The following is a 25,132-nucleotide window of genomic DNA, read 5'->3' as shown; positions in this document are numbered from 1 at the left end:
GGGTTGCTGGGGCTGGACATGGCGCTGACTCCGTGGGCAAAGGCGACGGAGTGAGTTAACGCGTATTGGTGGGCTTGAGCACCTGTAGGATCTGACAGGTGCAGGCCTGAATCCGACGGGTGGTGCGGAGTTCAAGTGGTACCTGTCAACGAGCGTGGTAATTGAACGTTAGCTTTCGCGAGCAAGCTCGCTCCCACATTGGATCCTGATCGGACTCAAAAACCTGTGGTCACTGGAGGTCGGTCGAAGGCTGCCTGACAGGCAATACAGCGCCCCAGCGGTGTAAGACCCGCCTGCATTTCATGGGCATGGTTCCAAGTGGTGAAAATCGATACTGGAAAAAACCATTTGCGTTCAATCAGGGTAAATCCCAAGACCGGCGAAATTTTCGTGGCCTACGATTGAGATATGACAGCGGTTAACAAAAGGGACGCTTATTCAGCGCATGCCAAACACGTTTCGCTGAAGATATTCCCAGCTAAAAAAACAAAAGATCGCAGCCTTGCGCTGGGATCTTTTGCTTTATCTGGTCACTGCGCCGTCAGAATCTGCCCGGGCTTGATTACGCCGAAGGCGAGCTTCGAACCCACCATGTACCGCGCCCCCCGAAACATCTTGAGCCCGCCGACATCCACCTTGTCTTCCTCCGTATACATACACACCACCACACTACCTGGCGAAGCGATGACGGGCATTTTCAGATGGCCTAGCATCAGGTTAAGCGCCCAGTTGAACGAGATGATCGGCAAATTTTCGATTTGAATCTTGCCGTTTCCGTCCTTCAACCGGAAGTCTTGGCTTGCGGTGATGCGTAGTTTGCCTCCGCCGGGTTCAAACGCCGGCTTGCCATAACGCACTTCCAACTCCGCCCCTGCCCCCCACTGATTCATATAATAAGCTGGCGAAGCGAACACCTTGAACAAAGCCTCACTGTCGTGAATGTTCCCGGCGTTATCGAACAGGTAGTTGTAGGAGTAGTGGTACGCGATACCGTCCAGTTCAGGCCTGATGGCGTTGATTGGATTGTCCAGGTAGCCAGGGATATAAGAATTAGCCATTTTTACAAAATGGAGGAAGTCCAGGCCAAGGTCGAAGGTAACCTCGTAATAGATCGAACTCTCCTTGGGGTTTTCCTGTAACAGCCCTGAAACATACTTTAGCGTCATTCCTTCGAGTTTTTTGTAGGTGCGGTCTACCATGATCGTGGTCTCGGTGCCCCGGGGTTATTCCCGCGTCTATGGCAGCGCGACACAAGACTGCTGTCTACTGTCAGATCTAACAGGTAGCGCAGCCTTTCAGACAAACGGCACGTCAGGAATCGCGCCGCAAATCCGGCGGAATCGGCAAATCATCCTTGAGCGGATCCGGGCGCTTGCCCTTGCCGGCGCGGTGCTGGCGAATCTGGTAGACGTAGGCCAATACCTGAGCAACCGCCAGATACAGCCCGCCGGGGATTTCTTCGTCGAGTTCGGTGGAGTAGTAGATCGAACGCGCCAGCGCCGGCGATTCGAGGAGCATGACGTTGTTGGCGACGGCGATTTCACGAATCTTCAGCGCGAGGAAGTCGCTGCCCTTGGCCAGCAGCATCGGCGCCCCGCCCTTCTCGGCGTCGTACTTGAGCGCCACGGCGTAGTGGGTCGGGTTGGTGATGACCACGTCGGCATCAGGGATTGCCGCCATCATGCGGCGCTGGGACATTTCGCGCTGGGTCTGGCGGATGCGCTGTTTGACCTCTGGCCGACCTTCCTGATCCTTGTGCTCGTCGCGCACTTCCTGCTTGGTCATCTTGAGCTTTTTCATGCTCTCCCAGATCTGCACCGGCACGTCCACAGCAGCGATAATGATCAGGCCGCAGGCCAGCCACAGCGAACTCCAGCCGACCAGCACGACGCTGTGAATGATCGCCTGTTCCAGCGGTTCATGGGCGATCCGCAACAGGTCATCGACGTCTGCCGACAACACCATCAAGGCCACTGACAGGGTAATCAGAAATTTGGCCAGCGCCTTGAGCAACTCGACCACGGCCTTGAACGAAAACATCCGCTTGAGGCCTGCCGCCGGGTTCATACGGCTGAATTTCGGCGCCAGGGAGCTGGCGGCGAACAGCCAGCCGCCCAAAGAAATCGGCCCAATCAGCGCGGCCAGCAACAAGGTGATCATGATCGGCTGAATCGCCAGCAAGGCGATCAGGCCCGACTGCAACAAAAACCGGCCCATGGCGCCCTGATCCATGACCACTTCGCGCGATAACGTGAAGTTCAGGCGCATCAGGTCCATCAATTCTTCGGCGAGCATGCCGCCGAAGATCAGCAACGCACCGGCACCGGCCATCATCACCGCAAGGGTGTTGAGCTCTTTGGAGCGGGCAATCTCACCCTTTTCACGGGAGTCCTTTTTTCGTTTCTCCGTGGGGTCTTCTGTTTTGTCCTGACCGCTTTCGCTCTCTGCCATGACTCAGCGCGCCCGTGCCAGTTCGCGTAGCAACTGCAAGGCCTCAGTGGCCAGCGGTTGATACTGGTTGAGAATGTCCGCCAAACCGACCCAGACAATAAACAGCCCGAGCACCAGGGTCAGCGGAAAGCCGATGGAGAAAATGTTCAACTGCGGCGCCGCCCGGGTCATCACACCAAAGGCGATGTTGACCACCAGCAGCGCGGTCACTGCCGGCAACACCAGCAACAGTGCCGCTCCGAGAATCCAGCCGAGCTTGCCGGCCAGCTCCCAGTAATGCGCGGTCATCAAGCCACTGCCTACTGGCAGCGTGGTGAAGCTTTCGGTGAGGACTTCGAACACCACCAGATGGCCGTTCATCGACAGGAACAGCAACGTCACCAGCATGGTGAAGAACTGCCCGATCACCGCCACCGAGACGCCGTTGGCCGGGTCGACCATCGAGGCGAAGCCCATGCCCATCTGGATCGCGACAATCTGCCCGGCCACCGCGAACGCCTGGAAAAACAGCTGCAGGGAAAAACCGAGCACCGCGCCGACCAGAATCTGCTCGGCAATCAGCAGCAAGCCGCTGAGATCAAGGGGGCTGACGGCCGGCATCGGCGGCAACCCCGGGACAATCACCACGGTGATCGCCACGGCAAAATACAGGCGCACCCGCCGCGGAATCAGGGTTGTGCCGAACACCGGCATGACCATCAGCATCGACGCCACACGAAACAGCGGCAGCATGAACGTCGCCACCCAGGTACTGATCTGGGTGTCGGTCAGCTGAAGCAGCGACTGCATGGCTTAGCCGATGACCAGCGGAATGTTTTTGTACAGGTCGATGATGTATTCCATGAACGTCTGCACGATCCACGGACCGCCGACGATCAGGGTCACCAGCATCACCAGCAGACGCGGCAGGAAGCTCAAGGTCTGTTCGTTGATCTGCGTGGCGGCCTGGAACATGGCGACCAGCAGACCGACCAGCAGGCTCGGCACCACCAGAATCGCGACCATCAACGTGGTCAGCCACAGCGCCTCGCGAAAGATATCGACCGCGACTTCCGGCGTCATGGCGAGACACCTCCAAAACTGCTGGCCAGCGTGCCGATGATCAGCGCCCAGCCATCGACCAGCACGAACAGCATGATCTTGAACGGCAGCGAGATGATCAGCGGCGAGAGCATCATCATACCCATCGCCATCAGCACGCTCGCCACGACCAGGTCGATGATCAGGAACGGGATGAAGATCATGAAGCCGATCTGGAACGCGGTTTTCAGCTCGGAGGTGACAAACGCCGGCACCAGAATCGTCAGCGGCGCCTGATCCGGGGTGGCGATATCGGTACGCTTGGACAGGCGCATGAACAACTCGAGATCGCTGGTGCGGGTCTGCGCCAGCATGAAGTCCTTGATCGGCACCTGAGCCTTTTCCACCGCCTGCTGGGCCGTCAGCGTTTCCGCCAGGTACGGCTGCAGCGCGTCTTTGTTCACCCGGTCGAACACCGGTGCCATGATGAACATCGTCAGGAACAGCGCCATGCCGGTGAGGATCTGGTTCGACGGCGTCTGTTGCAGGCCGAGGGCCTGTCGCAGGATCGAAAAGACAATAATGATCCGCGTGAAACTGGTCATCAGGATGACCGCCGCCGGAATGAAGCTCAGCGCGGTCATGATCAGCAGGATCTGCAGGCTGACCGAATACTCTTGCGCGCCGTCGGCGTTGGTGCCCAGCGTGATCGCCGGAATCGACAACGGATCGGCGGCGAACGCCAGTGGCGCGGCCAGCAACAGGGCCAGCGTCAGGACGATGCGGAGCGCAGCCATTACTTCTTATCCTTCTGATCCTTGCCGAGAATCTTCAGCAACTGCTGGGCGAATTCCGGCGTGGCTTTTTCGCTGTTATCGGGCACTTCGACTGGCTCTTTGAGCACATGCAGCGCGGTGATGGTGCCGGGGCTGAGGCCGAGCAGAATCTGCTCGTTGCCGACCTGCACCAGCAGCAAGCGATCACGCGGGCCGAGCGCGCGCGAGCCGATCAGCTCGATCACCTGCCCCTTGCCCGCCGGCCCCGCCTGCTGGACCCGGCGCAGCAGCCAGGCGAGGAAGAAGATCAACCCCACCACCAGCAGCAAGCCGAACACCAGTTGCGTCAATTGCCCGGCCACGCCGCTGTTGACCATTGGCGCCGCCGCGACAGGCGCGGTGGCGGTGGCGCTCGGCTCGGCGGCCAGCACGCTCAAGGGCAGTGCCAGCAGCGCCCAGAGAAACCGTTTCACTCAGCGCAGCTTCTTGATGCGTTCGCTTGGGCTGATCACGTCGGTCAGGCGGATGCCGAACTTCTCGTTGACCACCACCACTTCGCCGTGCGCAATCAGCGTGCCGTTGACCAGCACGTCGAGCGGCTCACCAGCCAGACGATCGAGTTCGATCACCGAACCCTGGTTCAGTTGCAGCAGGTTGCGGATGTTGATGTCGGTGCTGCCCACTTCCATGGAAATGGACACCGGAATGTCGAGGATCACGTCCAGGTTCGGACCGTCCAGCGTCACCGGATCGTGGCTCTTCGGCACGCTGCCGAACTCTTCCATCGGCAGACGATTGGAGCTCGACACGCCGGCATCGGCAGCCAGCAGCGCATCGATGTCAGCCTGACCGGCGTCACCGGTCTCTTCCAGGGCAGCAGCCCATTCATCGGCCAGTGCCTGATCGTCCTGGGCGTTCATATCGTCGTTCATCATGTGTCCTCGGCGGGCAACAATTCAGTTAAATACGGGGGTGAAAACGCCGCCTCAGCGACGCTCGATCGGCTCGATCACCTGCAACGCGAGGTTGCCTTTGTGCGAGCCCATCTTGACCTTGAAGGCCGGTACGCCGTTGGCGCGCATGATCATGTCTTCCGGCATTTCCACCGGGATCACATCGCCCGGCTGCATGTGCAGGATGTCGCGCAGTTTCAACTGGCGGCGAGCCACGGTGGCGCCAATCGGCACGTCGACATCGAGCACGTCCTGACGCAGGGCGTTGACCCAGCGCTCGTCCTGATCGTCGAGGTCCGACTGGAAACCGGCGTCGAGCATCTCGCGCACTGGTTCGATCATCGAGTACGGCATGGTCACGTGCAAATCACCGCCACCGCCATCGAGTTCGATGTGGAAAGTCGATACGACAATGGCTTCGCTCGGGCCGACGATGTTGGCCATGGCCGGGTTCACTTCCGAGTTGATGTACTCGAAATTGACTTCCATGATCGCCTGCCAGGCTTCTTTCAGGTCGACAAACGCCTGCTCCAGCACCATGCGCACCACGCGCAGTTCGGTCGGGGTGAATTCCCGCCCTTCGATCTTGGCGTGACGGCCGTCACCACCGAAGAAGTTGTCCACCAGCTTGAACACCAGTTTGGCGTCGAGGATGAACAGCGCGGTGCCGCGCAACGGTTTGATCTTGACCAGGTTGAGGCTGGTCGGCACGTACAGCGAGTGCACGTATTCGCCGAATTTCATCACCTGCACGCCGCCGACAGCCACGTCTGCCGAGCGCCGCAGCATGTTGAACATGCTGATGCGGGTGTAGCGGGCGAAACGCTCGTTGATCATTTCCAGGGTCGGCATGCGTCCACGGACGATGCGATCCTGGCTGGTCAGGTCGTAGCTTTTGACACTGCCGGGTTCGGCAGCGTTATCGGTCTGTACCAGACCATCGTCGACGCCATGCAACAGCGCATCGATTTCATCCTGGGACAGCAGATCCTGCACGGCCATGTCGTATTCCTACTGCAGTACGAAATTAGTGAAAAGCAACTGTTCGATCACCACTTTGCCAAGCTCTTTCTGCGCCACTTCCTGGACGCTGGCGGTGGCCTTCTGGCGCAACATCTCCTGACCGACCGGGGTCGCCAGTGTGGCGAATTCCTGGCCGGAGAAGAGCATCACCAGGTTATTGCGGATCACCGGCATGTGCACTTTGAGCGCCTCCAGATCGGCCTGGTTACGCGCCAGCATGGTGATACTCACCTGCATGTAGCGCTGACGGCCATTCTGGTTGTAGTTGGCAACGAAGGCCGGCGCCATTGGCTCGAAGATCGCCGGTTGCTTGCCGACTGGCGCGGCATCGGCCGCCTCGGCGGGCTTGCTCTGGGCGCTGTGCATGAAGAACCAGGTCGCCCCCACGGATGCACCAATGGCCACCAGCAACGCCAGCACGATCACGATGATCAGCTTGAGTTTGCCTTTGGTTGCGGGGTCTTTTACTGCTGCAGCTTCGCTCTTCGCCATGCCAATAATCCGTCACTAATCGGGGGTTTCACAGTCGCACGGCAAGGCAAGAGCAAGTGTTATGCCAGAAGTGTCAGCGCTATCTGAACGGTGCCACAAAACCAATGTGGGAGCGGGCTTGCTCGCGAAAGCGCTGTGACAGACAACATCAATGTTGAATGTGACATCGCATTCGCGAGCAAGCCCGCTCCCACAGGGGGTACAGCGTCGTGTCAGGCGTAATAGTCGACAGCGCTGCTGCCAATCACGCTTGTGGTTTGAGCAGCCACTTCAGCCACGGTCGCCGGGGTCAATTCTTCGTCTGCCGAATCCAGACGCCCACCAGCCGCGCGGGCGCGGCCCTGCTGACCCTGTTGCGCCTGTTCCTGGCCCTGCCAGCCACGATTCTGATCAGACACGTTGACGTCGACCTGGCCCATGCCCTGCTGGGTGAACATCTCGCGCAAGCGGTGCATTTGCCCGTCGAGGGCTTCGCGCACACTCGGATGCGCACTCATGAACGTCACTTGGGTCTGCTGATCCGGGACCATGTTCACGCGGATATCCAGACGGCCCAGTTCAGCGGGCTGCAACTGAATGTCGGCGGCTTTGAGGTTGACGCTGGACAGGTACATGACGCGGTTGACCACTTCCTCGGTCCAGCCGCTCTGGTGCATGGCGATCGGTTGGTTCACCGGCAGCGCATTCGCGGTTTTCGGTGTCGCGGCCTGGGTCAGCGCTGCCAGACGGTTGGCGAAGTCGTCGACGCGGGTGTCGCTGGTGGCTGCTTTCAAATCTTTCAGGCCATCGTCGATCAGTCCGCTGAAGGCCTTTTCGCCGCCCTGGCTGGTGCTGTCCTTATCGGCCTGTACGTCAAGCATGCTGGCCATGCCGGCGGCAAAGTTCTGTGCCGAGGTCAATTCGCCGTCGGCCTGAGCCTGGGCCGGCGATGCTTTGGGTTGCGCCTGGCTGGCGGCGGAAATGTGCCCGCCCTGCTCCATCGCCATGCGCACGGCCGGCAATGCATCGAGTGGGTCGGCCGAGGGGTCGAATTCGCTGTCGGTCGGCGCCGGATCTTTGACCATGCCCGGTAAGACCGCCAGCGCAGGGGCTTCGGTTTCCGGCTGGGCTGGCGTTGCGACTACCGGCGCTTGCACGACAGGTGTCGCCACCAGCGGCTGGACGACTTGCACCAACGCAGGGTCAAGCGCCGGGTCTACAGGCGCGGCATCCACCACAGGGGTTTGCACAGTTTCTGCGGCAGCGTCATCGGGGACCGTCTCGCCGTCGCTGGCAACCGTTTTTTCGGCAGGCAACGCTTTGCCGCTATCGGCAACCGTCGGCTCAGGCGCGGCAGCCTTATCGTTGCCGACATCCTTTTTGCCGCTGTTGTCAGCGACCTTGTCACGTGCCGGTTTGACTGAACTGTCAGGGTTCACGGCAGGCTTGGCCGGCGCCTGATCAGCAAACACTTTTGCGAAGCTGGAAGCCTTGTCCCCGGCATCTGCGGCCACTGTCGACGTTTTGGCAGAGGCGGCTTGCGCCTTGGCCTGGGCGGCGGTCTGAAGAAGAATGTTAGGGGTCGCAGGCATGACACGGTCTCCGCTGCACTGGGATCGTAGGTACAGTTACGGAAGATGGCTGCAAGTGCCGGGCCAGTTTAGCCCGGCGCTTGAGAAAAGTGCCGGACGGCGGCGCTTAGTGAGTGTGCGTGTGGTGTTTTTCGTCTTCGTACACAGAGCTCACGTCAGAAAATTCCTTGTGGATTTCGGCGACCAGTTGAGCGAGTGCTTGCGGACTTTTGTCTTTGGCGTTCGACTCCAGCTCTTCGCACAACGCAACCAGCCGAACCGCACCCATATTGCTGGCGCTGCCCTTGAAGCTATGGGCGATATCGGACAAGGTTTTGGCGCTGGTGGTGCCCTGCAACTGGTGCAGGCGGCTTTTCGAATCTGCCAGAAAGGTTTCCAGCAACTCCTGGTAGCCGTCTCCCATCACCTCACGCAAGGTGCCGAGAACGTCGCGGTTTACATGAAGGTCTGTCACTTGCTCACTCCTTGATCAAGAATGGGCGGATTATGCCTCAATCTCCCAGAAAAACTCCACGCGAGCACTACGACCTTGGTCCGACCACCGGGCGTTATGCCCTAATTGGCGTACCAGACTGAGTCCGCGCCCCGACAAACGGACAGCGTCCAGCGGTCGCTCCATGACCTGATCCACATCAAAGCCTTTGCCGCTGTCTTCGACCCGGACGACCAGACGTCCGCCCTCGCCCAGCGGCTCAACCTGCAGATGCACGCGGACGAAACCGTCCTGCAGAGCCTGTAGCCGTTCGTTGCGCAATTCGTAGTAACGGGCGAAACCCGACGCATCGCGCTTGAGACTGGAATCCAGCCCCAACACACCGTGCTCCAATGCATTGGAATACAACTCGGCGAGCACGCTGTACAACGCGCCGCTCTGCGCGCGCAGTCCATGTACCTCCTGCAGCAATTGCAGGAGAAACGGTAACGGATTGAAACGCTTGAGCGTGGCGCCGCGAAATTCGAAGCTGACTGACCAGTCCAGCGGGCACGACTGGCCGCTGTCGGAATACATCGGCGCCGAGCCTTGCGCCTGCGCCGATTCGAGCAGGCTGACTTCAACCATGCTGACATCGTCGCGCGCCTGCCCGCGAAAATCGCGCAGGGCTTGTTCAATGTCCTCGAACAGCCGGTCTGGCTCTCGATTAGCGGCAAAAACCTGCTGCAAGCGCTCGACGCCGAACAACTGATCGTTGGCATCGCTGGTATCGATCACCCCGTCGGACAACAGAAATACCCGATCTCCGACCGCCATCGAATGCACTTGAGTGCGGTCGTCGAACGCCTGCGGACTCAGCACCCCCAACGGCAAATGGCGCGCGGCCAGCGGTTCGCGCTCGCCAGTGGCAAGGCGGTGCAGATACCCGTCGGGCATGCCGCCGTTCCACACTTCCACCGAGCGCCGCTCGGAACTCAGGCACAGCAAAGTCGCGCAGCAGAACATGTCTACCGGCAGGATGCGCTTGAGCTTGGCATTCATTTCACGCAGGGTTTCGGCCAGGCCATAGCCCTTGGCGGTCATGCCATAAAACACTTCGGCCAGCGGCATCGCGCCAACCGCCGCCGGCAAACCATGCCCGGTGAAGTCGCCAAGCATGACGTGCATGTCGCCGGCCGGCGTGTAGGCCGCCAGCAGCAGATCGCCGTTGAACAGCGCGTAGGGCGATTGCAGGTAACGGATGTTCGGCGCGCTCAGGCAACCGGAATGCGCGACCTTGTCGAACACTGCCTTGGCCACGCGCTGTTCGTTGAGCAGGTAATCGTGGTGCCGGGCGATCTGGTCGCGTTGTTCCAGCACCGTCGCCTGCAAACGGCGCAAGCGATCCATCGCCTTGATTTTGGCGGCCAGGATCACCTGGTTGTACGGCTTCGCCAGAAAGTCGTCGCCACCAGCCTCCAGGCAACGGGCCAGCGCCTCGCTTTCGGTCAACGAGGTGAGAAAGATGATCGGCACCAGCGCTTCCCCTGCCAGTGCCTTGATCTGCCGGGCGGCCTCGAAACCGTCCATCACCGGCATCATCGCGTCCATGAGTACCAGATCAGGCTGCTGCTGGCGAAAAACCGCAACGGCTTGCGCGCCATCAGCCGCGGTCAGCACTTCATGGCCTTGGCGACGGACGATCGTCGACAGCAGCAACCGGTCGGCCGCACTGTCTTCAGCGATCAGGATCGTCAGCGGCTCAAGCGCCTGCATGGCCGTCAACTGATGTCGAACAATTTGTCGAAATTGGAGATCGCGAGGATTTTCTTCACGTCGGAGCTGCTGTTGACGACGCGGATGTCCGCGTCGTCGCCGCCCGCGTGGTCACGCAGCAGAAGCAACATGCCCAGCGCGGAGCTGTCGAGGTAGGTGGCTTCTTTCAGATCGACCACAATGGATTCGGGTTTCGTATTGAGTTTTTCATACGACTCGCGAAATTCCTGGTGGCGACCGAAATCGAAGCGCCCTTTGATCGCGATGGTCAGCTTGTGACCATCTGGCGAGACTTCTGTAACGACTGACATTGACTGGCTTCCTTGTCATTAACGAACCTGTACAAGGTTTAGCATCTGGATAGGGATGGGGCAAGGCGCAACGCTGGAACAAATGTGGGGGAAGTGTGGGAGCGAGCCTGCTCGCGAAGGCGTCATGTCAGTCAACATTTGCATCAATGGGTCGAATGCCTTCGCAAGCAGGCTCGCTCCCACAGGAGATTTTGGTGAAGGCTAGAACGCATCACGCCGTGGCAAGCGCTGCGACAGTTCATCGAGCAGCTTCTGCTCACGCTTGTCTTCGAGGCGTTGCGCCTCGTCGCGATAGCGCTGGACCAGCTTGCGCAGGCCTTCGACGCGAGCGAAGGCCTGTTGCCAGGCTTCGCGGGCCTTGTCCAGATTGTTCTGGTGCCAGACCAGACTCTGACGCTGTTGATCAACCGCGGTATCGAGTTGCGCCAGAAAGCCCTGGAAGCCGAGCAGCCACTGCCCTGACACGCCGGTGCTGCCGCGCACGATCCATTGCTGTGAATAATCCAGACGAAAGGCATTGAGGTCGGCCAGCTTGCTTTCAGCAACCTTCACCTGCCCCTGAAAATAGGCGAGGCGCTGCACGGCGGTTTTCTCGGCCTTCTCGGCCATGTCCACCACCGGTGCCAGGCGCGCGGCGCGGCTGACGGCCATGAGCGGTTACCCGCCTGCCGCGGGGGCGAACAGGGTTTCGAGATAAGCCTGGCTTTCGCCCATGTTGATTTTGTCGTTGAGGCCCTGGCGCTGATACCTGACCAACTGCGGTTGCAGGGAAATCGCCAGGTCGGTCTCGCGATCGCCGCCGGCGACGTAGGCGCCGACGCTGATCAGGTCGCGGCTCTGTTGATAGCGCGACCACAGTTGCTTGAAATACTGCGCGCGCTGCATGTGCTCGGCCGAAACCACCGCCGGCATCACCCGGCTGATCGACGCTTCAATATCGATGGCCGGATAGTGCCCTTCCTCGGCCAGACGCCGCGACAGCACAATGTGGCCGTCCAGCACGCCCCGCGCCGAGTCGGCAATCGGGTCCTGCTGGTCATCGCCCTCGGACAACACCGTGTAGAACGCCGTGATCGAACCACCGCCCTTCTCGGCATTACCGGCGCGCTCGACCAGTTTCGGCAGTTTGGCAAATACCGACGGCGGATAGCCCTTGGTCGCAGGCGGCTCGCCAATAGCCAGGGCGATTTCCCGCTGGGCCTGAGCGAAACGCGTCAGCGAATCCATCAGCAGCAAAACGTTCTTGCCCTTGTCGCGGAAATACTCGGCGATGCGCGTGCAGTACATCGCCGCGCGCATACGCATCAGTGGTGCATCGTCCGCCGGCGAGGCGACCACGACCGAACGCTTGAGGCCTTCTTCGCCGAGGATGTGTTCGATGAATTCTTTAACTTCGCGACCGCGTTCACCGATCAGACCGACGACGATAATGTCGGCCTCGGTGAAGCGCGTCATCATGCCCAGCAACACCGATTTACCGACACCGGTACCGGCGAAAAGACCCAGACGCTGACCACGGCCGACCGTCAGCAAACCGTTGATGCAGCGGATGCCGACGTCCAGCGGCACGCTGATCGGGTCACGGTTGAGCGGGTTGATTGTCGGGCCATCCATCGGCACCCAGTCTTCGGCCTTCATGCCGCCCTTGCCGTCCAGCGCACGACCCGCGCCATCGAGTACGCGGCCGAGCATGCTCATGCCCATCGGCAGGCGCCCGGTATCGGCCAGCGGCACCACACGGGCACCGGGAGCGATGCCGGCGACACTGCCGACCGGCATCAGAAAGACTTTGCTGCCAGAAAAACCCATGACTTCCGCTTCCACCTGGGACGGGTGGTAGCTGTCGTCATTGATCACCATGCAGCGGGTGCCCATGGCGGCGCGCAGGCCTTCAGCCTCAAGGGTCAGGCCGACCATGCGCAGCAGACGGCCTTCGAGAATCGGCGCGCCGGCAATCTCGGTGGCCTCGGCATAGGTGCTCAGGCGCTTGGCAAAGCTGGTGCGTTCAAGGCGCATCGCTGGCGTCCGCGCGCGGCTCGTCAGGGTCGACAGCCGCTGGGGTGTCTTCAGGAATATCGAGCGTCAGATCGGCCGCTGCCGGGTGCAGGGCTTGCTCGTGCAACTGGTCGAACAGTTTGGCCATGACCTGCGTCACCCGCGATTCAACGCTGGCGTCGATGCGGCTGTGCTCGGTTTCAACCCGGCAACCGCCCGGCAACAAGGACTCGTCTTCGACGATGCGCCAGCTTTCTTCATGGCGGGCGCGCAGGGCTTTGACCTGAGCGAAGTCCTGCGGGTTGACGTACAGGCGCACGTTTTCAACGCCCAGCGGCAACAGCTTGAGCGCATCGCGCATGACGTGTTCGATTTGCGTCGAATCGATGGCCAGTTCGCGCTTGATCACCTGTTTGGTGATGTGTTGCACGAGGTCGACCAGCGACTTTTCAATCTGTGTGTCTTGTTCGGCGATCGGTTCGAACAGGTTGGCCATCAACAGCTCAAGGCTGGCGATTTTCGCCGCCAGCGCTGTTTCAGCTTCCTGACGCACCTTCAGCGTGGTGCTGTGAAAACCTTCTTTCTCGCCGATGGCGAAGCCCTCGTTGTAAGCCTCCTGACGGATGCTCTCGAGTTCTTCCAGGGTCAGTGGCTGGACTTCTTCCAGCGGCACTTCTTCCATTTCCGGCGGTTCGGGTTCCGGCTCAGGCTCGGGTTCCGGTTTCGGCGGATCGAAACTGGGCATTGCCCAGGATTCGAAGCCACGAACATCGCGGGCGCGGATCAGATCCGTCACAGACTCGTCAGGCTTGTCCATGGGCTTAGATCATTTCCTCGCCACCCTTGCCACCGAGCACGATTTCGCCGGCTTCGGCCATACGACGGGCAATGGTGAGGATTTCTTTCTGCGCGGTTTCGACGTCGCTGACGCGCACCGGGCCTTTGGCCTCGAGGTCGTCGCGCAGCAGTTCGGCAGCACGCTTGGACATGTTCTTGAAGATCTTTTCCTTGACGCCTTCGTCCGACCCCTTGAGGGCCAGCACCAGCACGTCGGAAGACACTTCGCGCAACAGCGCCTGAATACCGCGGTCGTCGACGTCCGCCAGGTTGTTGAACACGAACATGAGGTCCTCGATCTGACCGGACAGGTCTTCGTCGACTTCGCGGATCGAGTCCATGAGCTGGCCTTCGATCGAACTGTCGAGGAAGTTCATGATGTCGGCCGCACGCTTGATGCCACCCAGGGTGGTACGCGAGGCGTTCGAGTTGCCGGAGAACTGCTTCTCGAGAATCTGGTTGAGTTCTTTCAAGGCTGCCGGTTGCACGGTGTTCAACGACGAAACGCGCAGAATGATGTCCAGACGCACTTTGTGGTCGAAGTTGCCGAGCACTTCACCGGCCTGATCCGGGTCGAGGTACGCGACCACGATCGCCTGAATCTGCGGGTGTTCGTAACGGATGACGTCGGCCACCGCGCGCGGCTCCATCCATTTCAGGCTGTCGAGGCCGCTGGTGTTGCCGCCGAGCAGGATGCGGTCGATCAGGCCGTTGGCCTTGTCCTCGCCCAGGGCCTGGGTGAGCATCTTGCGCACGTAGTCGTCGGAACCGACACCGAGGCTGGTCTGGTCGCCGACGATGTCGACGAATTCGCTCATCACCTGCTCGACCTGCTCGCGGTGGACGTTACCCATCTGCGCCATGGCTACGCCGACGCGCTGGACTTCTTTCGGGCCCATGTGGCGCAGCACTTGCGCAGCATCGGTCGACCCCAGGGACAGCAGCAGAATCGCGGCTTTGTCGACCTTGGTCAGTTTGACGGCGGCGGCTCGGTTATCACTCATCTGCGTTAATCCACTCTTTCACGACCTGAGCCACGCGACCCGGGTCTTCAGCTACCAGACTCTTGATTGCATTCAGTTGCGCGTCATAACCCTCGCTCGGGCTCGGCAACAGAATGCTCTGCGGACCACCGAGGCTCACGCGGTCGTTGGACAGTTCGCCATCCAGGCCGCCCATGCCACCGAGTTCCACGTCGCTGCCCAGACCGGCCAGCTCCTTGCCTTTGCCGCCACCGGTGATGTTGTTGAGCACCGGACGCAGCACACCAAACACCAGCACGAGGATGAACAGCACACCCAGCACTTGTTTGACGATGTCCCAGAACCAAGGCTGGGAGTAGAACGGAATATCGGCAATCACTTCGCCGCGCTCGGCGGAGAACGGCATGTTGATCACGCTGACACTGTCGCCACGGCTGGCGTCGAAACCGACGGCGTCCTGCACCAGACGAGTGAAGCGCGCCAATTCGTCGGCGCTCCACGGCGCACGGCTGGTTTCACCGTTGGCAGGGTTGATCTTGACCTGATCGTCGACCACCACCGACACCGACAGGCGATTGAGACGACCCTGCTGTTGTTTGGTGTGGCTGATCGAACGGTCGAGTTCGAAGTTCTTGGTCGATTGCTGACGCTTGTCGGCCGGGTACGGCGCGAGCATCGGCTGGCCGGTGGCCGGGTCCATGATCTGCTGACCGTTGGCGTCAACCAGCGGTTGGCCCGGTTGAATCATGCCGGCCGGTGCGGCGGTACCACCGGTGGTTTGCGGCGCCGAGGCCGGCGACGGTGGCTGGTTGCTCAAGGCACCCGGCACACCTTGCGGGCCATTGCTGGCGGTGCGTTGTTCATTGACCGACTGTTCGCTGCGCAACGCCGGTTGATCCGGGTTGAACTGCTCGGCAGTCGATTCAACGGCGCTGAAATCGACGTCGGCCGAGACTTCAGCCTTGTAGCGATCGTTGCCCAGTACCGGTTGCAGAATGTTGTGCACGCGCTGGGTGAGCATGCTTTCCATGCGGCGACTGTAATCGAACTGCTTGCCGGCCATGGTCATTTCGGAGTTTTCCGCCTGATCGGAGAGCAGGTTGCCCTTCTGATCGACGACGGTGATCTGCGATTTGCTCAGCTCGGGAACGGAGGTTGCCACCAGGTTGATAATCGCCACCACCTGACCCGGCTCCAGCGAACGACCGCTGTACAGTTCGACCAGCACCGAGGCGCTCGGCTTGCGCTCGTCACGGACGAACACCGAACTCTTCGGAATCGCCAGGTGCACACGGGCACCCTTAACGTTGTTCAGGCTGGAAATGGTCCGCGCCAGTTCGCCTTCGAGGCCGCGACGATAACGGGTCGCTTCCATGAACTGGCTGGTGCCCAGACCTTGTTCCTTGTCGAGGATTTCGAAACCGATGTTGCCGTCGCTGGGAGTGACACCAGCGGCCGCGAGTTTCATCCGCGCACGGGACAGGTCGTCGGCCTTGACCAGCAAGGCGCCAGAATTGGGTTCTACGTTGTAAGGAATGTCAGCGGCGGCCAGGGTTTCCATGACCTGCTTGGCGTCCAGGCCGGCCAGGCTGCCGTACAGGGGACGGTAATCCGGCTGCTGCGACCACAGCACCACGGCAAAGCCAATCGCCACGCTCGCCGCCAGACCGACCAACAGGCCGACCTGACGCAGCACGGTCATCTGGGAAAGGTTTTCCAGAAAGGACAGGCCGAACAGCGGCGGTTTGCCGTCGATCGGGGTGGCCTTGGCCGGAACGTTATCAGCGACTGCTTCTGCCATGACTTATTTCGCCCTTAAACCGGCATCTGCATGATGTCTTGGTAAGCCTGAACCAGCTTGTTACGCACCTGGGTCAGAGCCTGGAACGACACGCTGGCTTTTTGCGAAGCGACCATCACGTCCGTCAGATCGACGCCGCTCTTGCCGATTTCGAAAGCGTTGGCCAGTTGAGTCGAGGCTTGCTGGGTATCGCTGACTTTATTGATCGCCTGACCGAGCATGTCGGAAAAGCTGCTGCCCGCCAGTTCAGGGACAGCGGCAGTCGATTTACGCGCAGACATGGCATCCACTTTCATGGCCTGCATGTCCATCATCAACCGATTAAATTCAATACCTTGGCTCATGGTCTACTCTCTTGGGCGGCCCGCAATTTTTTGACACTCACTCGGCGGGTACACAGGTATTAGCAACAAGGGTGCCAGCTCATGGGCACCCTTCCTAGAAAAGCATTCTGAATGTTTTGCAGGAGCGCTCAGGTGGCGAACAGATAGCCTTCGACATCCATACCGGCATCGCGCATTTGCGCCAGTTTGTAGCGCAGGGTGCGCGGGCTGATGCCGAGCTTTTCTGCCGCTTCCTTGCGCCGGCCACGCTCGGCGCGCAGGGTGTCGATGATCATCTGAAACTCCCGGCGGCGCAGGTCATCGCCCAGGGCGCCGGCCGAATCCACGTCGATTTGCACTTCGCGAATCGCCGGCGCTGCGACCGGCAAAGGAGCGAATGTCACCGCACCGGCCAGGCAGAAATCCTGTGGCTGAATCAAACCGCCCTGCTGCAAGATCAGCGCGCGCTGGATGGCGTTGTCCAGCTCACGCACATTACCCGGCCACGGATAAGCGGTCAGGCAAGCTTGCGCTTCGGGCGACAGCTTCGCCGCTGCGTGCTTCATTTTATTGACGTGTTTGGCCAACAATTTTTCCGCCAGCGGCAGGATATCGGCAGTGCGCTCGCGAAGTGGACGCCAGGCCAGGGGGAAAACCGACAAGCGGTAAAACAGGTCTTCACGGAAGCGCCCCGCCGCCACTTCGCCGGCCAGATCGCGGTTGGTCGTTGCGACCACGCGAATATCCAGGCTGATCGGCTTGCGTGCGCCGACCCGCTCCACTTCGCGCTCCTGCAACACACGTAGCAGCTTGGCTTGCAGGCCCAAGGGCATTTCGGAAATTTCATCGAGCAGAATCGTGCCACCTTCGGCCTGCTCGAACTTGCCGGCCTGTGAAGCGATGGCACCGGTGAACGAACCTTTCTCGTGACCGAACAACGTCGCTTCGAGCATGTTGTCGGGGATCGCGGCGCAGTTAATCGCGATAAAGGGCTGACTGGCCCGCGGCGATTGCTGGTGGATATAGCGCGCCAGCACCTCTTTACCGGTGCCGGATTCGCCGGAGATCAATACGGTCGAGTCACTACGGGCAACCCGCGCCGCCAGTTCCAGCAGCTGCGCGCTGGCAGGTTCGACCGCCACCGGGCCGTCGTCTGCGCTCGCCCCGAGACTACCCAACGCATGCCGCGCAACGAGATCGAGCAGCGCTTTGGGTTCGAACGGCTTGACCAGATAATCCGCTGCGCCCTGGCGCATCGCATCGACCGCACGCTCGACCGCGCCATGGGCGGTCATCAGGAGCACCGGCAATTGCGGCTGTCGCGCACGCAGCAGGGCGAGCAATTGATGACCGTCCATGCCCGGCATGTTGACGTCGCTGACCACCAGGCTGAACGCTTTTTGCGCGACCGCCGTCAACGCCTCCTCAGCGCTACCGACCGCCTGATAATCATGGCCGGCGAGCAGCAGCGTATCGGCCAGCGCCTCACGCAGAGAACGGTCATCCTCGACCAACAACACCTTGATGCCCATGGGGTTTACTCAGCTCCCTGTGCGGCGGAAAACAGCGGCAGGATGACCTGCGCGCATGTGCCGCGTCCGACCCGCGAACGCAGCAGCAATTCTCCCTGATGCGCCCGGGCCACTGCCTTGACCACGGTCAGGCCAAGGCCGGTGCCGGTGACTTTGGTGGTAAAAAAAGGCTCGCCGAGGCGCGCCAAAACTGTTGGCTCGATGCCACTGCCGCTATCGCTGACGCACAGGCGCAGCGTGTTATCGCGGGTGTAGCAATGCACTTTCAAACGTACATCTGCGGCGCTGGCCTGAATGGCGTTTTCAATCAGATTCAACAGCGCGCCGACCAGCGTGTCGCGGTTGCACAGCAACTCACCGGTATGGCTGTCGCACTGCCAGCGAATCGGCAAATCCTGCACATGGGTCAGCGCCGCGGCTTGCAGCGATTGCATCAAGGCATGAGGTGTAAGGCGATCGGTCAGCGGCAACTCGCCGCGAGCAAATACCAGCATGTCGCGCACTTGATGCTCCAGCTCATGCAGACGCTCCTTGAGGCGTCCGGCGAAACGCTGCTGGGTTTCCACCGGCAATTGCTGCTCAGTCAAATGACTGGCGTAGAGCAACGCGGCGGACAGCGGCGTGCGGATCTGGTGCGCCAGCGAGGCAACCATGCGTCCCAGCGAGGACAAGCGCTCATGGCGCGCCAGTTGATCTTGCAGATGACGGGTTTCTGTCAGGTCGTTGAGCAGCACCAATTGCCCCGGTTCGGCATCCAGCGAGCGGGTGGCAATCGACAGGCGCCGACCGTTTTTCAGGGAAATTTCGTGACCGTCATCTTCACGCGGCGCGAAGCAGCGAGCGATCACCTGACGCCACAACTCGCCTACCAGCGGCAAGCCGAGCAAATCGATGGCGGCCGGGTTGGCTTCGCGCACGATGCCGCGACCGTCAAGCACAATGACGCCGCCGGGCAACAGATCAAGGAGGTTTTGCAGACGATTGGCCAAGCGCTCTTTTTCTGCCAACTCCTGCATGCGCTGGGCGCTGACCACTTCCAGCTCACCCTTGAGCTCGGTGACCCGCGCTTCCAGCAGGCTGTAGGAGTCGGTCAACTGGCTGGACATCTGGTTGAACAGCGCGAACGCCTGCTCAAGTCCCTGACGGCTTGCCTGCTCCACGGATGAGGGTTGCCCCACGATGTTGGAGGCAGAAGAGATCTGGGCGACTTGGGGCATTGTGCTCTCTCGCTTGGCTGACCGTCAGTGAAACGGAACGTTGCGAGGGATGTAGCAATACCCGTGCCTAAAAAAAACGGCTTATAAATGAAGGAGTTGAAAAACAGGCGTCAATCATCCGCCTGCTCGTCTCCTCCGGCCCGGCTCATGCCGTACTTGCGCATCTTTTCCACCAGGGTGGTGCGGCGGATGCGCAGACGCTCGGCAGCACGGGCAACAATGCCATTGGCATCGTCCAGCGCCTGCTGAATAAGGCCCTGTTCCAGACCACCGAGGTAGTCCTTGAGGTCCAGGCCTTCCGGCGGTAGCAGCGCGTTGGCGCCGAAATCCGGCGTGTGGCCGTTGATCGCCACACGCTCTTCGAGGTCGCTGCGCAGGCTGTCGACCATTTGCTCGTCTTCGTCGTCGACGTAGCGAAATTTCTTCGGCAACTCGACCACACCGATCACCCCATACGGGTGCATGATCGCCATGCGCTCGACCAGGTTGGCCAGCTCGCGGACATTGCCCGGCCAGCCGTGACGGCACAGCGACATGATCGCGGCGGAGTTGAAACGGATCGAACCGCGCTTTTCGTGTTCCATGCGCGAGATCAGCTCGTTCATCAGCAACGGGATGTCTTCGACGCGCTCACGCAGCGGCGCCATCTCGATCGGGAACACGTTCAGGCGATAGTAGAGGTCTTCGCGGAAACTGCCGATCTCGATCATGCTTTCGAGATTCTTGTGGGTCGCGGCGATGATGCGCACGTCAACGCTCTGGGTCTTGTTGCTGCCCACCCGCTCGAAGGTGCGCTCCTGCAACACGCGCAGCAGCTTGACTTGCATCGGCAGCGGCATGTCGCCGATTTCGTCGAGGAACAGCGTACCGCCGTTGGCCAACTCGAAGCGGCCGGCACGGCTGGTGATCGCCCCCGTGAAGGCACCCTTCTCGTGGCCGAACAATTCGCTTTCGAGCAACTCTGCCGGAATCGCTCCGCAGTTGACCGGCACAAACGGCGCATCACGGCGCTTGGAGTGGTAATGCAGGTTGCGCGCGACCACTTCCTTGCCCGTGCCGGACTCACCGAGGATCAGCACGCTGGCGTCGGTATCGGCCACTTGCTGCATCATCTGACGCACGTGCTGGATCGCACGGCTGGTGCCGACGAGACTGCGGAATAAATTAGGTTCGCGATGACGGCCGCGCTCGCGGGCCTGGTCGTACATCTCGCGATAGACCTGGGCACGGTGCAACGAATCGAGCAATTTGCTGTAGCTGGGCGGCATTTCCAGGGTCGAAAGCACCCGGCGACGCTGGTCTTCAGGCAGGTCAACGGAAGAATTATCGCCCATCAACAAAACCGGAAGGAACTCATCCCAGGTTGCGAGTGTCTTTAGCAAGCCCAAAAGTGCACCAGGAGCATTCACGGTCCCGATCAGTACACAAATGACTTCACGACTAGACGACAAAGAGCCGACTGCCTGCTGCCAGTCATGGCTGCCGCAGGGTAAATTTTCTTCGCCAAGAAAATTTAATATCACCGCCAGGTCGCGGCGGCGGACGCTATCGTCATCGATCAGCAGAATTTTGGTTTCACGCCACATGCAATAGCAACTTCCCTAGTCAACTCAATGCCCGAAATCAGGGGCAAGCGAGACGCTTGCAGGACACCATGTGCCTGTAGACGCCTTAAATCTGGAAACAGCCACTAGTTAAGTCAAAAAACCGTGCACAGTCAAATTTATGGCGCATATGCCTGGATTAACTGGGGGTTAATTAACCAAACAGATGGTAAACCTTTGCCGCTTTCTGCGCCTGGGTGATCTGCGACATCTCGTTGGCTATCGCCTGCCGCTCACCCATCGCCACCTCAAGAAGCTCCTTGTAAACGAACAGCAGCTCTTCGAGGTTGTCGCGCAAGGCGACTTCGTCCAGCGCAGCTTCCGCCATGACGTCTTCCATGCAGGAACGGCAAGCCAGATCCAGCTCACCAATAGCTTCCCAGTTGCGTTCGGCCAGCGCACTGACCAACGCTTCACGGGTATCGGCGATTCGCTGCAATACAAGACTCATGGTGATCTCCTTCAGAACTGCGGAGCCGGCACAGGCGCAATGGCATCCCAGCCTTCTTTTACCGTTGTCAGCAGGCCCGCCACCTCATCGAGGATACGCGGATCGCTGCTGATGTTCGCCTCGGCGAGGCGCTTCATCATGTAGATATACAGACCATCCAGATCGGCCAGCGCCTCTGCATTGTTTTCCAGGTCGAGGCCTTCACGCAGGCCACTGACGATACCGATGGCCTTGCTGATCGATGTGCACTTGGCGGGAATGTCCTTACGCTCGATGGCGCCTTTGGCCTGAGCGATACGCGCCAGACCACCTTCCATCAACATTTGCACCAGGCGGTGCGGGCTCGCTTCGGATGTCTGGGCGTGTGCGCCGACTTTCTGGTACTGCCGAAGGGCTAACATCGGATTCATGTTCTACCTCATTGCCACAATGACTCGTCTAACCAGTGTATCGCCAACGAGTCACAGAACTTTAGATCAAAAGACAAAAACCCGGCGCACGCCGATAAAGCGTAGCCGGGTTTTTGTCGTTACTACTTGTTACTTCGCAGACTGCTGAGCATTCAGCGAGCTGAAGAACGACGTGATGTTGCTCGCCGTCGCCTTCATTTGCCCCACGAGCAAGTCCATGGCGTTGTACTTGGCGGTCAAGGTTGCCGTCAGGTTGGCAACGCGCAGATCCAGCGCCACCTGCTGCTTTTGCAGGCTCGATGTCAGATTGGTCAGGTTGGAACTGCGCTGATCGAGCAGCCCACCGGTCTTGACGTACGGATCAACCGCTGCTGTCATGCGCGCCAACAGACCATTCTTTGCATCGGTGCCGCTGAACAGCTGCTGGACCTGGCCAGCCATCCCCGGCGTTTCCATCCGCTTGTTGAACACGGCTGTATCGAGCGTGAGCAAACCGGTCTTGCTGTCCGTCAGGACACCCATCTGTGACAGCACGGACAGTTGCCCTTGGCCACCCGCCCCTGGATCGGTCAACTGAGCGCGGACATCAGCCATCAACGAACGCGGCAGAGCGTCACCGGTGAACGCTGCCGATACGGTCAGATTGCCGTCGGCGTCCGGCGTTGCCTTGGACAACGTATCGATGGTTTTCTTCAGGGTGTTGTAGGAGTCGATGAACGATTGCAGCGACGTCTGGATACCGGCGGTATTGGTCGCGACCGACACGGTAGACGGCGTGGGCAAACCGCCCACGACAGGGCTCGCGGTGACCAGATTCAGGGTCATGCCGCTGATTGCACCGGTCACGGTATTGGTCTTGCTCGTAACGGCCAGGCCGTCGATGGTCAGGCTAGCATCCATGGCCAGGTTACCGACGGCTCCGGACGCGCCTGGCGCCGGGCTGTCGCCCATCTTCTGGGTGCCGTCGATTTCCAGCCCGGCGATGCCGCTGACCTGCAGGTCCATGCCGGCGCCCGTCTTGTTCGAGCTCAGCACCAGACGCGAAGACCCGGTGCTGTCAGTCACGATGTTCGCGGAAATACCGTTGCTGGCCTGTGCGGTGTTGATTGCATCGCGCGTGGACTGCAACGTTGCATTGGCCGGAATCGCGACATTGTAATCAATGCCATTCTGACTGATTTTCAGAGTACCACTCGGAATGGCACTGGCGGCCCCGCCGGCGAAGGCGGCACTGGCAACTTTCGAGCCGGTGGCCAGGTTTTTCACGACGACGCTGTAAGTACCCGGTACGGCGGTTTTATCCGAGGTCGCACCGACCACCCCTGGCGTGTCAGAGGTTGCGGTAAAACCGGCAAACGCCGGGCTGGAGGCCTTGTTCAGGTCACCCATTGCTTTCTGATACGCCGCCAGTGCGCTTTTCAGCGAACCGACACCGGAAATCTTCAGGCTGTTGGATTTAGTGGCGGTATCGATCTGCGTCTGCTTGGCAGACTTGTCGGCGTTGACCAGCGCAGTCACGATCGCGCCGATGTCCAGGCCGGAACCCAGTCCGGAACCCGGTAGAATTGGACTTGCCATGTGCATCTCCCTTCAGATTGTTGCCATTCTTTTGACTGTTACAGGCGTCTTGGGAACGAGCAAACACTATTCATGCCATTTATCAGACTTTGGCGTCGAACAACACGTGGCTTGCATTGGCAAGACTGTCTGCCAGTTTGAGGGCTTCGGCGGAGGGAATCTGCCGAACGACCTCACCCGTCTCGCTTGCGATCACCTTGACGATGACCTTTCCGGAGTGCTCATCGATAGAGAACTCCAGGTTGCGCTTGATCGATTGGACGAACTTCTCGATCTCCTGCACAGCCAGTTTCAACTTGGCGTCATCCGTACCCTGACGTTTACGGTCAGCGACCGGAGCATCGGCCTGCGTAACTTTTGGTGTCTCTGACGGCTTGTCAGCAACCGGTATCGCTGCCTTGGGAGCCGGATAAGACACGTTAAGCTTCACGCTCATGTCCATGCCCATCACCTCCTAACGTAAAAAAGCGAGAGAGCACGACAAGCGCACTCCCCCGCTCAAACTCGTTCCGAATTACTGAAGCAGCTTCAGTACAGCGGAAGGCAGTTGGTTGGCTTGAGCCAGAACCGAAGTGGAAGCTTGCTGCAGGGTTTGCTGCTTGGTCAGGTTAGCAGTTTCTGCGGCGAAGTCGGTGTCCTGTACACGACCCTGAGCAGCGGTGGTGTTTTCAGTGATGTTCTGCAGGTTGGAGATGGTGCTGGTCAGACGGTTTTGCGAAGCACCCAGGCTGGCGCGGGTTGCACCGATCGCAGCGATAGCGGCGTCGATTGCAGTGATCGCGTTGTCGATGTTCTCGGAAGCAGAACCAGCACCAGTACCCGAAGTACCGGTCAGAACTACAGTGCCGCTACCAACCGACAGGCTGACGGCGTCGAACTTGGAGCTCAGTACCAGGTCGATGTGGTTAGCCGAACCGGTGTTTGCGCCCACTTGCAGGGTCACAGTACCAGCCGAACCGTCCAGCAGGTTTTTGCCGTTCAGGTTGGTCGAAGCCGAGATACGGGTGATCTCGTCGGACATCTGAGCGAATTCAGCGTTGGTAGCGGTCTGGTCAGCACTGCCGTTGGTACCGTTACGGGCTTTAACAGCCAGTTCACGCATACGCTGCAGGATGTCGGTCGAAGCTTGCAGAGCGCCTTCAGCGGTCTGGGCAACGGAGATACCGTCGTTGGCGTTCTGGATGGCCTGGGTGTTACCGCGGATCTGCGAAGACATACGGTTGGAAATTTGCAGGCCAGCGGCGTCGTCTTTGGCGCTGTTGATTTTCAGGCCGGAAGACAGGCGCTGCATCGAAGTGGACAGAGCGTCGGAAGCGCGGTTCAGGTTCTTCTGAACGTTCAACGATGTGGTGTTGGTGTTTACTGTTAAAGCCATGACGAATTCCTCGTTGGTTGGGTACTGCGGCTTCCGGCCCTGGCAACCGCCGGGTATGGCCTAGAGAACCTTCGTAATAGTTATCGTCGGGTTTGCAGGTTGCTTGAGGGCTTTTTGAAAAAAATTTGCCATCACCCTGCCACCCCCGAGAAAACAAAGACTTAGCACCACGTCCACCGTGAAAAAATGACGTCATAAAACCGGCTGTAGCGCGAAGCCGCGGGCCAGCGCCATGGAGCGC

General features: G+C 60.0%; 27 protein-coding genes. All 27 read right to left on the bottom strand.

The genetic code is table 11. The features are described 5' to 3' along the window. Positions 1-530: 530 nt before the first annotated feature. The 27 genes from HU755_RS22455 to HU755_RS22325 all read right to left on the bottom strand — a co-directional run bounded on the left by HU755_RS22455 (position 531) and on the right by HU755_RS22325 (position 24,891). Positions 531-1,199, bottom strand: a complete 669-nt coding sequence (locus tag HU755_RS22455) for a hypothetical protein (RefSeq protein WP_186636654.1) — start codon at positions 1,197-1,199, stop codon at positions 531-533. A gap of 112 nt (positions 1,200-1,311) precedes the next feature. Then, a complete protein-coding gene (flhB, locus tag HU755_RS22450; RefSeq protein WP_186550680.1) occupies positions 1,312-2,451 on the bottom strand; it encodes a flagellar biosynthesis protein FlhB in 1,140 nt (379 codons plus the stop codon). Between the two features lie 3 nt (positions 2,452-2,454). Beyond that, positions 2,455-3,240: a flagellar biosynthetic protein FliR gene (gene fliR, locus HU755_RS22445; protein ID WP_186550682.1), complete on the bottom strand. Its 786-nt coding sequence runs from the start codon at positions 3,238-3,240 to the stop codon at positions 2,455-2,457. A 3-nt stretch (positions 3,241-3,243) separates the two neighbouring features. Next, complete coding sequence (fliQ, locus tag HU755_RS22440; protein ID WP_186550684.1) at positions 3,244-3,513, bottom strand: flagellar biosynthesis protein FliQ; 270 nt, start codon at positions 3,511-3,513, stop codon at positions 3,244-3,246. Further along, positions 3,510-4,268: a flagellar type III secretion system pore protein FliP gene (gene fliP / locus HU755_RS22435; protein ID WP_186550686.1), complete on the bottom strand. Its 759-nt coding sequence runs from the start codon at positions 4,266-4,268 to the stop codon at positions 3,510-3,512. Before fliP ends, fliQ begins: the two co-directional genes overlap by 4 nt. Continuing rightward, on the bottom strand, positions 4,268-4,720 hold the full coding sequence (gene fliO / locus HU755_RS22430) for a flagellar biosynthetic protein FliO (RefSeq protein ID WP_186636653.1): 453 nt from the start codon (positions 4,718-4,720) through the stop codon (positions 4,268-4,270). The genes fliP and fliO overlap by 1 nt, the downstream gene beginning before the upstream one ends. Continuing rightward, positions 4,721-5,182, bottom strand: coding sequence for a flagellar motor switch protein FliN (gene fliN, locus HU755_RS22425; RefSeq protein WP_186636652.1), 462 nt, complete (start codon positions 5,180-5,182; stop codon positions 4,721-4,723). Between the two features lie 51 nt (positions 5,183-5,233). Then, positions 5,234-6,202 carry a flagellar motor switch protein FliM gene (gene fliM, locus HU755_RS22420; RefSeq protein WP_003222890.1) on the bottom strand — a complete coding sequence of 323 codons (969 nt, stop codon included), beginning with the start codon at positions 6,200-6,202 and terminating at the stop codon, positions 5,234-5,236. 9 nt (positions 6,203-6,211) lie between these two features. Continuing rightward, entirely contained in the window at positions 6,212-6,715 is a 504-nt protein-coding gene (gene fliL, locus HU755_RS22415) for a flagellar basal body-associated protein FliL (protein WP_186636651.1), read from the bottom strand. A gap of 212 nt (positions 6,716-6,927) precedes the next feature. Continuing rightward, positions 6,928-8,286 (bottom strand): flagellar hook-length control protein FliK, encoded by a 1,359-nt coding sequence (locus HU755_RS22410; RefSeq protein WP_186636649.1) that lies wholly within the window; start codon positions 8,284-8,286, stop codon positions 6,928-6,930. A 106-nt stretch (positions 8,287-8,392) separates the two neighbouring features. Further along, positions 8,393-8,740 carry an Hpt domain-containing protein gene (locus HU755_RS22405; RefSeq protein WP_186636647.1) on the bottom strand — a complete coding sequence of 116 codons (348 nt, stop codon included), beginning with the start codon at positions 8,738-8,740 and terminating at the stop codon, positions 8,393-8,395. 30 nt (positions 8,741-8,770) lie between these two features. After that, positions 8,771-10,474 carry a fused response regulator/phosphatase gene (locus tag HU755_RS22400; protein ID WP_186621803.1) on the bottom strand — a complete coding sequence of 568 codons (1,704 nt, stop codon included), beginning with the start codon at positions 10,472-10,474 and terminating at the stop codon, positions 8,771-8,773. A 5-nt stretch (positions 10,475-10,479) separates the two neighbouring features. Next, positions 10,480-10,785, bottom strand: a complete 306-nt coding sequence (locus HU755_RS22395) for an STAS domain-containing protein (RefSeq protein WP_186550701.1) — start codon at positions 10,783-10,785, stop codon at positions 10,480-10,482. Between the two features lie 201 nt (positions 10,786-10,986). Next, a complete protein-coding gene (fliJ, locus tag HU755_RS22390) occupies positions 10,987-11,436 on the bottom strand; it encodes a flagellar export protein FliJ (protein ID WP_186550703.1) in 450 nt (149 codons plus the stop codon). A gap of 6 nt (positions 11,437-11,442) precedes the next feature. Next, on the bottom strand, positions 11,443-12,801 hold the full coding sequence (fliI, locus tag HU755_RS22385) for a flagellar protein export ATPase FliI (protein WP_186550705.1): 1,359 nt from the start codon (positions 12,799-12,801) through the stop codon (positions 11,443-11,445). After that, positions 12,791-13,597 (bottom strand): flagellar assembly protein FliH, encoded by an 807-nt coding sequence (fliH, locus tag HU755_RS22380; protein WP_186636643.1) that lies wholly within the window; start codon positions 13,595-13,597, stop codon positions 12,791-12,793. The genes fliI and fliH overlap by 11 nt, the downstream gene beginning before the upstream one ends. A gap of 4 nt (positions 13,598-13,601) precedes the next feature. Continuing rightward, entirely contained in the window at positions 13,602-14,621 is a 1,020-nt protein-coding gene (fliG, locus tag HU755_RS22375) for a flagellar motor switch protein FliG (protein WP_039761172.1), read from the bottom strand. Continuing rightward, positions 14,614-16,401 carry a flagellar basal-body MS-ring/collar protein FliF gene (gene fliF, locus HU755_RS22370; RefSeq protein ID WP_186636640.1) on the bottom strand — a complete coding sequence of 596 codons (1,788 nt, stop codon included), beginning with the start codon at positions 16,399-16,401 and terminating at the stop codon, positions 14,614-14,616. The genes fliG and fliF overlap by 8 nt, the downstream gene beginning before the upstream one ends. Before the next feature lie 14 nt (positions 16,402-16,415). Beyond that, positions 16,416-16,745: a flagellar hook-basal body complex protein FliE gene (fliE, locus tag HU755_RS22365; protein ID WP_186550711.1), complete on the bottom strand. Its 330-nt coding sequence runs from the start codon at positions 16,743-16,745 to the stop codon at positions 16,416-16,418. 128 nt (positions 16,746-16,873) lie between these two features. Beyond that, a complete protein-coding gene (locus HU755_RS22360; RefSeq protein ID WP_186636637.1) occupies positions 16,874-18,256 on the bottom strand; it encodes a sigma-54 dependent transcriptional regulator in 1,383 nt (460 codons plus the stop codon). A 5-nt stretch (positions 18,257-18,261) separates the two neighbouring features. Continuing rightward, positions 18,262-19,473 (bottom strand): PAS domain-containing sensor histidine kinase, encoded by a 1,212-nt coding sequence (locus HU755_RS22355; protein ID WP_186550715.1) that lies wholly within the window; start codon positions 19,471-19,473, stop codon positions 18,262-18,264. Between the two features lie 110 nt (positions 19,474-19,583). After that, a complete protein-coding gene (locus HU755_RS22350) occupies positions 19,584-21,059 on the bottom strand; it encodes a sigma-54 dependent transcriptional regulator (protein ID WP_186550717.1) in 1,476 nt (491 codons plus the stop codon). Positions 21,060-21,231: 172 nt separating this feature from the next. Beyond that, positions 21,232-21,528, bottom strand: coding sequence for a flagellar protein FliT (locus HU755_RS22345; protein WP_186550719.1), 297 nt, complete (start codon positions 21,526-21,528; stop codon positions 21,232-21,234). Between the two features lie 11 nt (positions 21,529-21,539). Further along, the gene (gene fliS, locus HU755_RS22340) at positions 21,540-21,938 is read right to left on the bottom strand and encodes a flagellar export chaperone FliS (protein ID WP_186550721.1); all 399 of its coding nucleotides are present in this window, start codon (positions 21,936-21,938) and stop codon (positions 21,540-21,542) included. A gap of 129 nt (positions 21,939-22,067) precedes the next feature. Then, the gene (gene fliD / locus HU755_RS22335; RefSeq protein ID WP_186636634.1) at positions 22,068-23,516 is read right to left on the bottom strand and encodes a flagellar filament capping protein FliD; all 1,449 of its coding nucleotides are present in this window, start codon (positions 23,514-23,516) and stop codon (positions 22,068-22,070) included. Between the two features lie 82 nt (positions 23,517-23,598). Then, positions 23,599-23,958 (bottom strand): flagellar protein FlaG, encoded by a 360-nt coding sequence (locus tag HU755_RS22330; protein WP_186621795.1) that lies wholly within the window; start codon positions 23,956-23,958, stop codon positions 23,599-23,601. A gap of 72 nt (positions 23,959-24,030) precedes the next feature. Continuing rightward, entirely contained in the window at positions 24,031-24,891 is an 861-nt protein-coding gene (locus HU755_RS22325; RefSeq protein WP_186636623.1) for a flagellin domain-containing protein, read from the bottom strand. Between the last annotated feature and the right edge of the window lie 241 nt (positions 24,892-25,132).

The sequence above is a fragment of the Pseudomonas sp. SWRI111 genome (assembly GCF_014268555.1).
In the GTDB taxonomy this organism is placed as follows: Bacteria; Pseudomonadota; Gammaproteobacteria; order Pseudomonadales; family Pseudomonadaceae; genus Aquipseudomonas; species Aquipseudomonas hamedanensis.
The sequence above is the reverse complement of the archived record's forward strand: the minus strand, read 5'-3'. Positions and strand labels throughout refer to the sequence as shown.

Excerpts from the sequence above, each read along its gene's own strand:
- HU755_RS22455 (WP_186636654.1), bottom strand. The coding sequence starts at position 1,199 with ATGGTAGACCGCACCTACAAAAAACTCGAAGGAATGACGCTAAAGTAT.
- flhB (WP_186550680.1), bottom strand. The coding sequence starts at position 2,451 with ATGGCAGAGAGCGAAAGCGGTCAGGACAAAACAGAAGACCCCACGGAG.
- fliR (WP_186550682.1), bottom strand. The coding sequence starts at position 3,240 with ATGCAGTCGCTGCTTCAGCTGACCGACACCCAGATCAGTACCTGGGTG.
- fliQ (WP_186550684.1), bottom strand. The coding sequence starts at position 3,513 with ATGACGCCGGAAGTCGCGGTCGATATCTTTCGCGAGGCGCTGTGGCTG.
- fliP (WP_186550686.1), bottom strand. The coding sequence starts at position 4,268 with ATGGCTGCGCTCCGCATCGTCCTGACGCTGGCCCTGTTGCTGGCCGCG.
- fliN (WP_186636652.1), bottom strand. The coding sequence starts at position 5,182 with ATGATGAACGACGATATGAACGCCCAGGACGATCAGGCACTGGCCGAT.
- fliM (WP_003222890.1), bottom strand. The coding sequence starts at position 6,202 with ATGGCCGTGCAGGATCTGCTGTCCCAGGATGAAATCGATGCGCTGTTG.
- fliL (WP_186636651.1), bottom strand. The coding sequence starts at position 6,715 with ATGGCGAAGAGCGAAGCTGCAGCAGTAAAAGACCCCGCAACCAAAGGC.
- HU755_RS22410 (WP_186636649.1), bottom strand. The coding sequence starts at position 8,286 with ATGCCTGCGACCCCTAACATTCTTCTTCAGACCGCCGCCCAGGCCAAG.
- HU755_RS22400 (WP_186621803.1), bottom strand. The coding sequence starts at position 10,474 with ATGCAGGCGCTTGAGCCGCTGACGATCCTGATCGCTGAAGACAGTGCG.
- HU755_RS22395 (WP_186550701.1), bottom strand. The coding sequence starts at position 10,785 with ATGTCAGTCGTTACAGAAGTCTCGCCAGATGGTCACAAGCTGACCATC.
- fliJ (WP_186550703.1), bottom strand. The coding sequence starts at position 11,436 with ATGGCCGTCAGCCGCGCCGCGCGCCTGGCACCGGTGGTGGACATGGCC.
- fliI (WP_186550705.1), bottom strand. The coding sequence starts at position 12,801 with ATGCGCCTTGAACGCACCAGCTTTGCCAAGCGCCTGAGCACCTATGCC.
- fliH (WP_186636643.1), bottom strand. The coding sequence starts at position 13,597 with ATGGACAAGCCTGACGAGTCTGTGACGGATCTGATCCGCGCCCGCGAT.
- fliG (WP_039761172.1), bottom strand. The coding sequence starts at position 14,621 with ATGAGTGATAACCGAGCCGCCGCCGTCAAACTGACCAAGGTCGACAAA.
- fliF (WP_186636640.1), bottom strand. The coding sequence starts at position 16,401 with ATGGCAGAAGCAGTCGCTGATAACGTTCCGGCCAAGGCCACCCCGATC.
- fliE (WP_186550711.1), bottom strand. The coding sequence starts at position 16,745 with ATGAGCCAAGGTATTGAATTTAATCGGTTGATGATGGACATGCAGGCC.
- HU755_RS22360 (WP_186636637.1), bottom strand. The coding sequence starts at position 18,256 with ATGGGCATCAAGGTGTTGTTGGTCGAGGATGACCGTTCTCTGCGTGAG.
- HU755_RS22355 (WP_186550715.1), bottom strand. The coding sequence starts at position 19,473 with ATGCCCCAAGTCGCCCAGATCTCTTCTGCCTCCAACATCGTGGGGCAA.
- HU755_RS22350 (WP_186550717.1), bottom strand. The coding sequence starts at position 21,059 with ATGTGGCGTGAAACCAAAATTCTGCTGATCGATGACGATAGCGTCCGC.
- HU755_RS22345 (WP_186550719.1), bottom strand. The coding sequence starts at position 21,528 with ATGAGTCTTGTATTGCAGCGAATCGCCGATACCCGTGAAGCGTTGGTC.
- fliS (WP_186550721.1), bottom strand. The coding sequence starts at position 21,938 with ATGAATCCGATGTTAGCCCTTCGGCAGTACCAGAAAGTCGGCGCACAC.
- fliD (WP_186636634.1), bottom strand. The coding sequence starts at position 23,516 with ATGGCAAGTCCAATTCTACCGGGTTCCGGACTGGGTTCCGGCCTGGAC.
- HU755_RS22330 (WP_186621795.1), bottom strand. The coding sequence starts at position 23,958 with ATGGACATGAGCGTGAAGCTTAACGTGTCTTATCCGGCTCCCAAGGCA.
- HU755_RS22325 (WP_186636623.1), bottom strand. The coding sequence starts at position 24,891 with ATGGCTTTAACAGTAAACACCAACACCACATCGTTGAACGTTCAGAAG.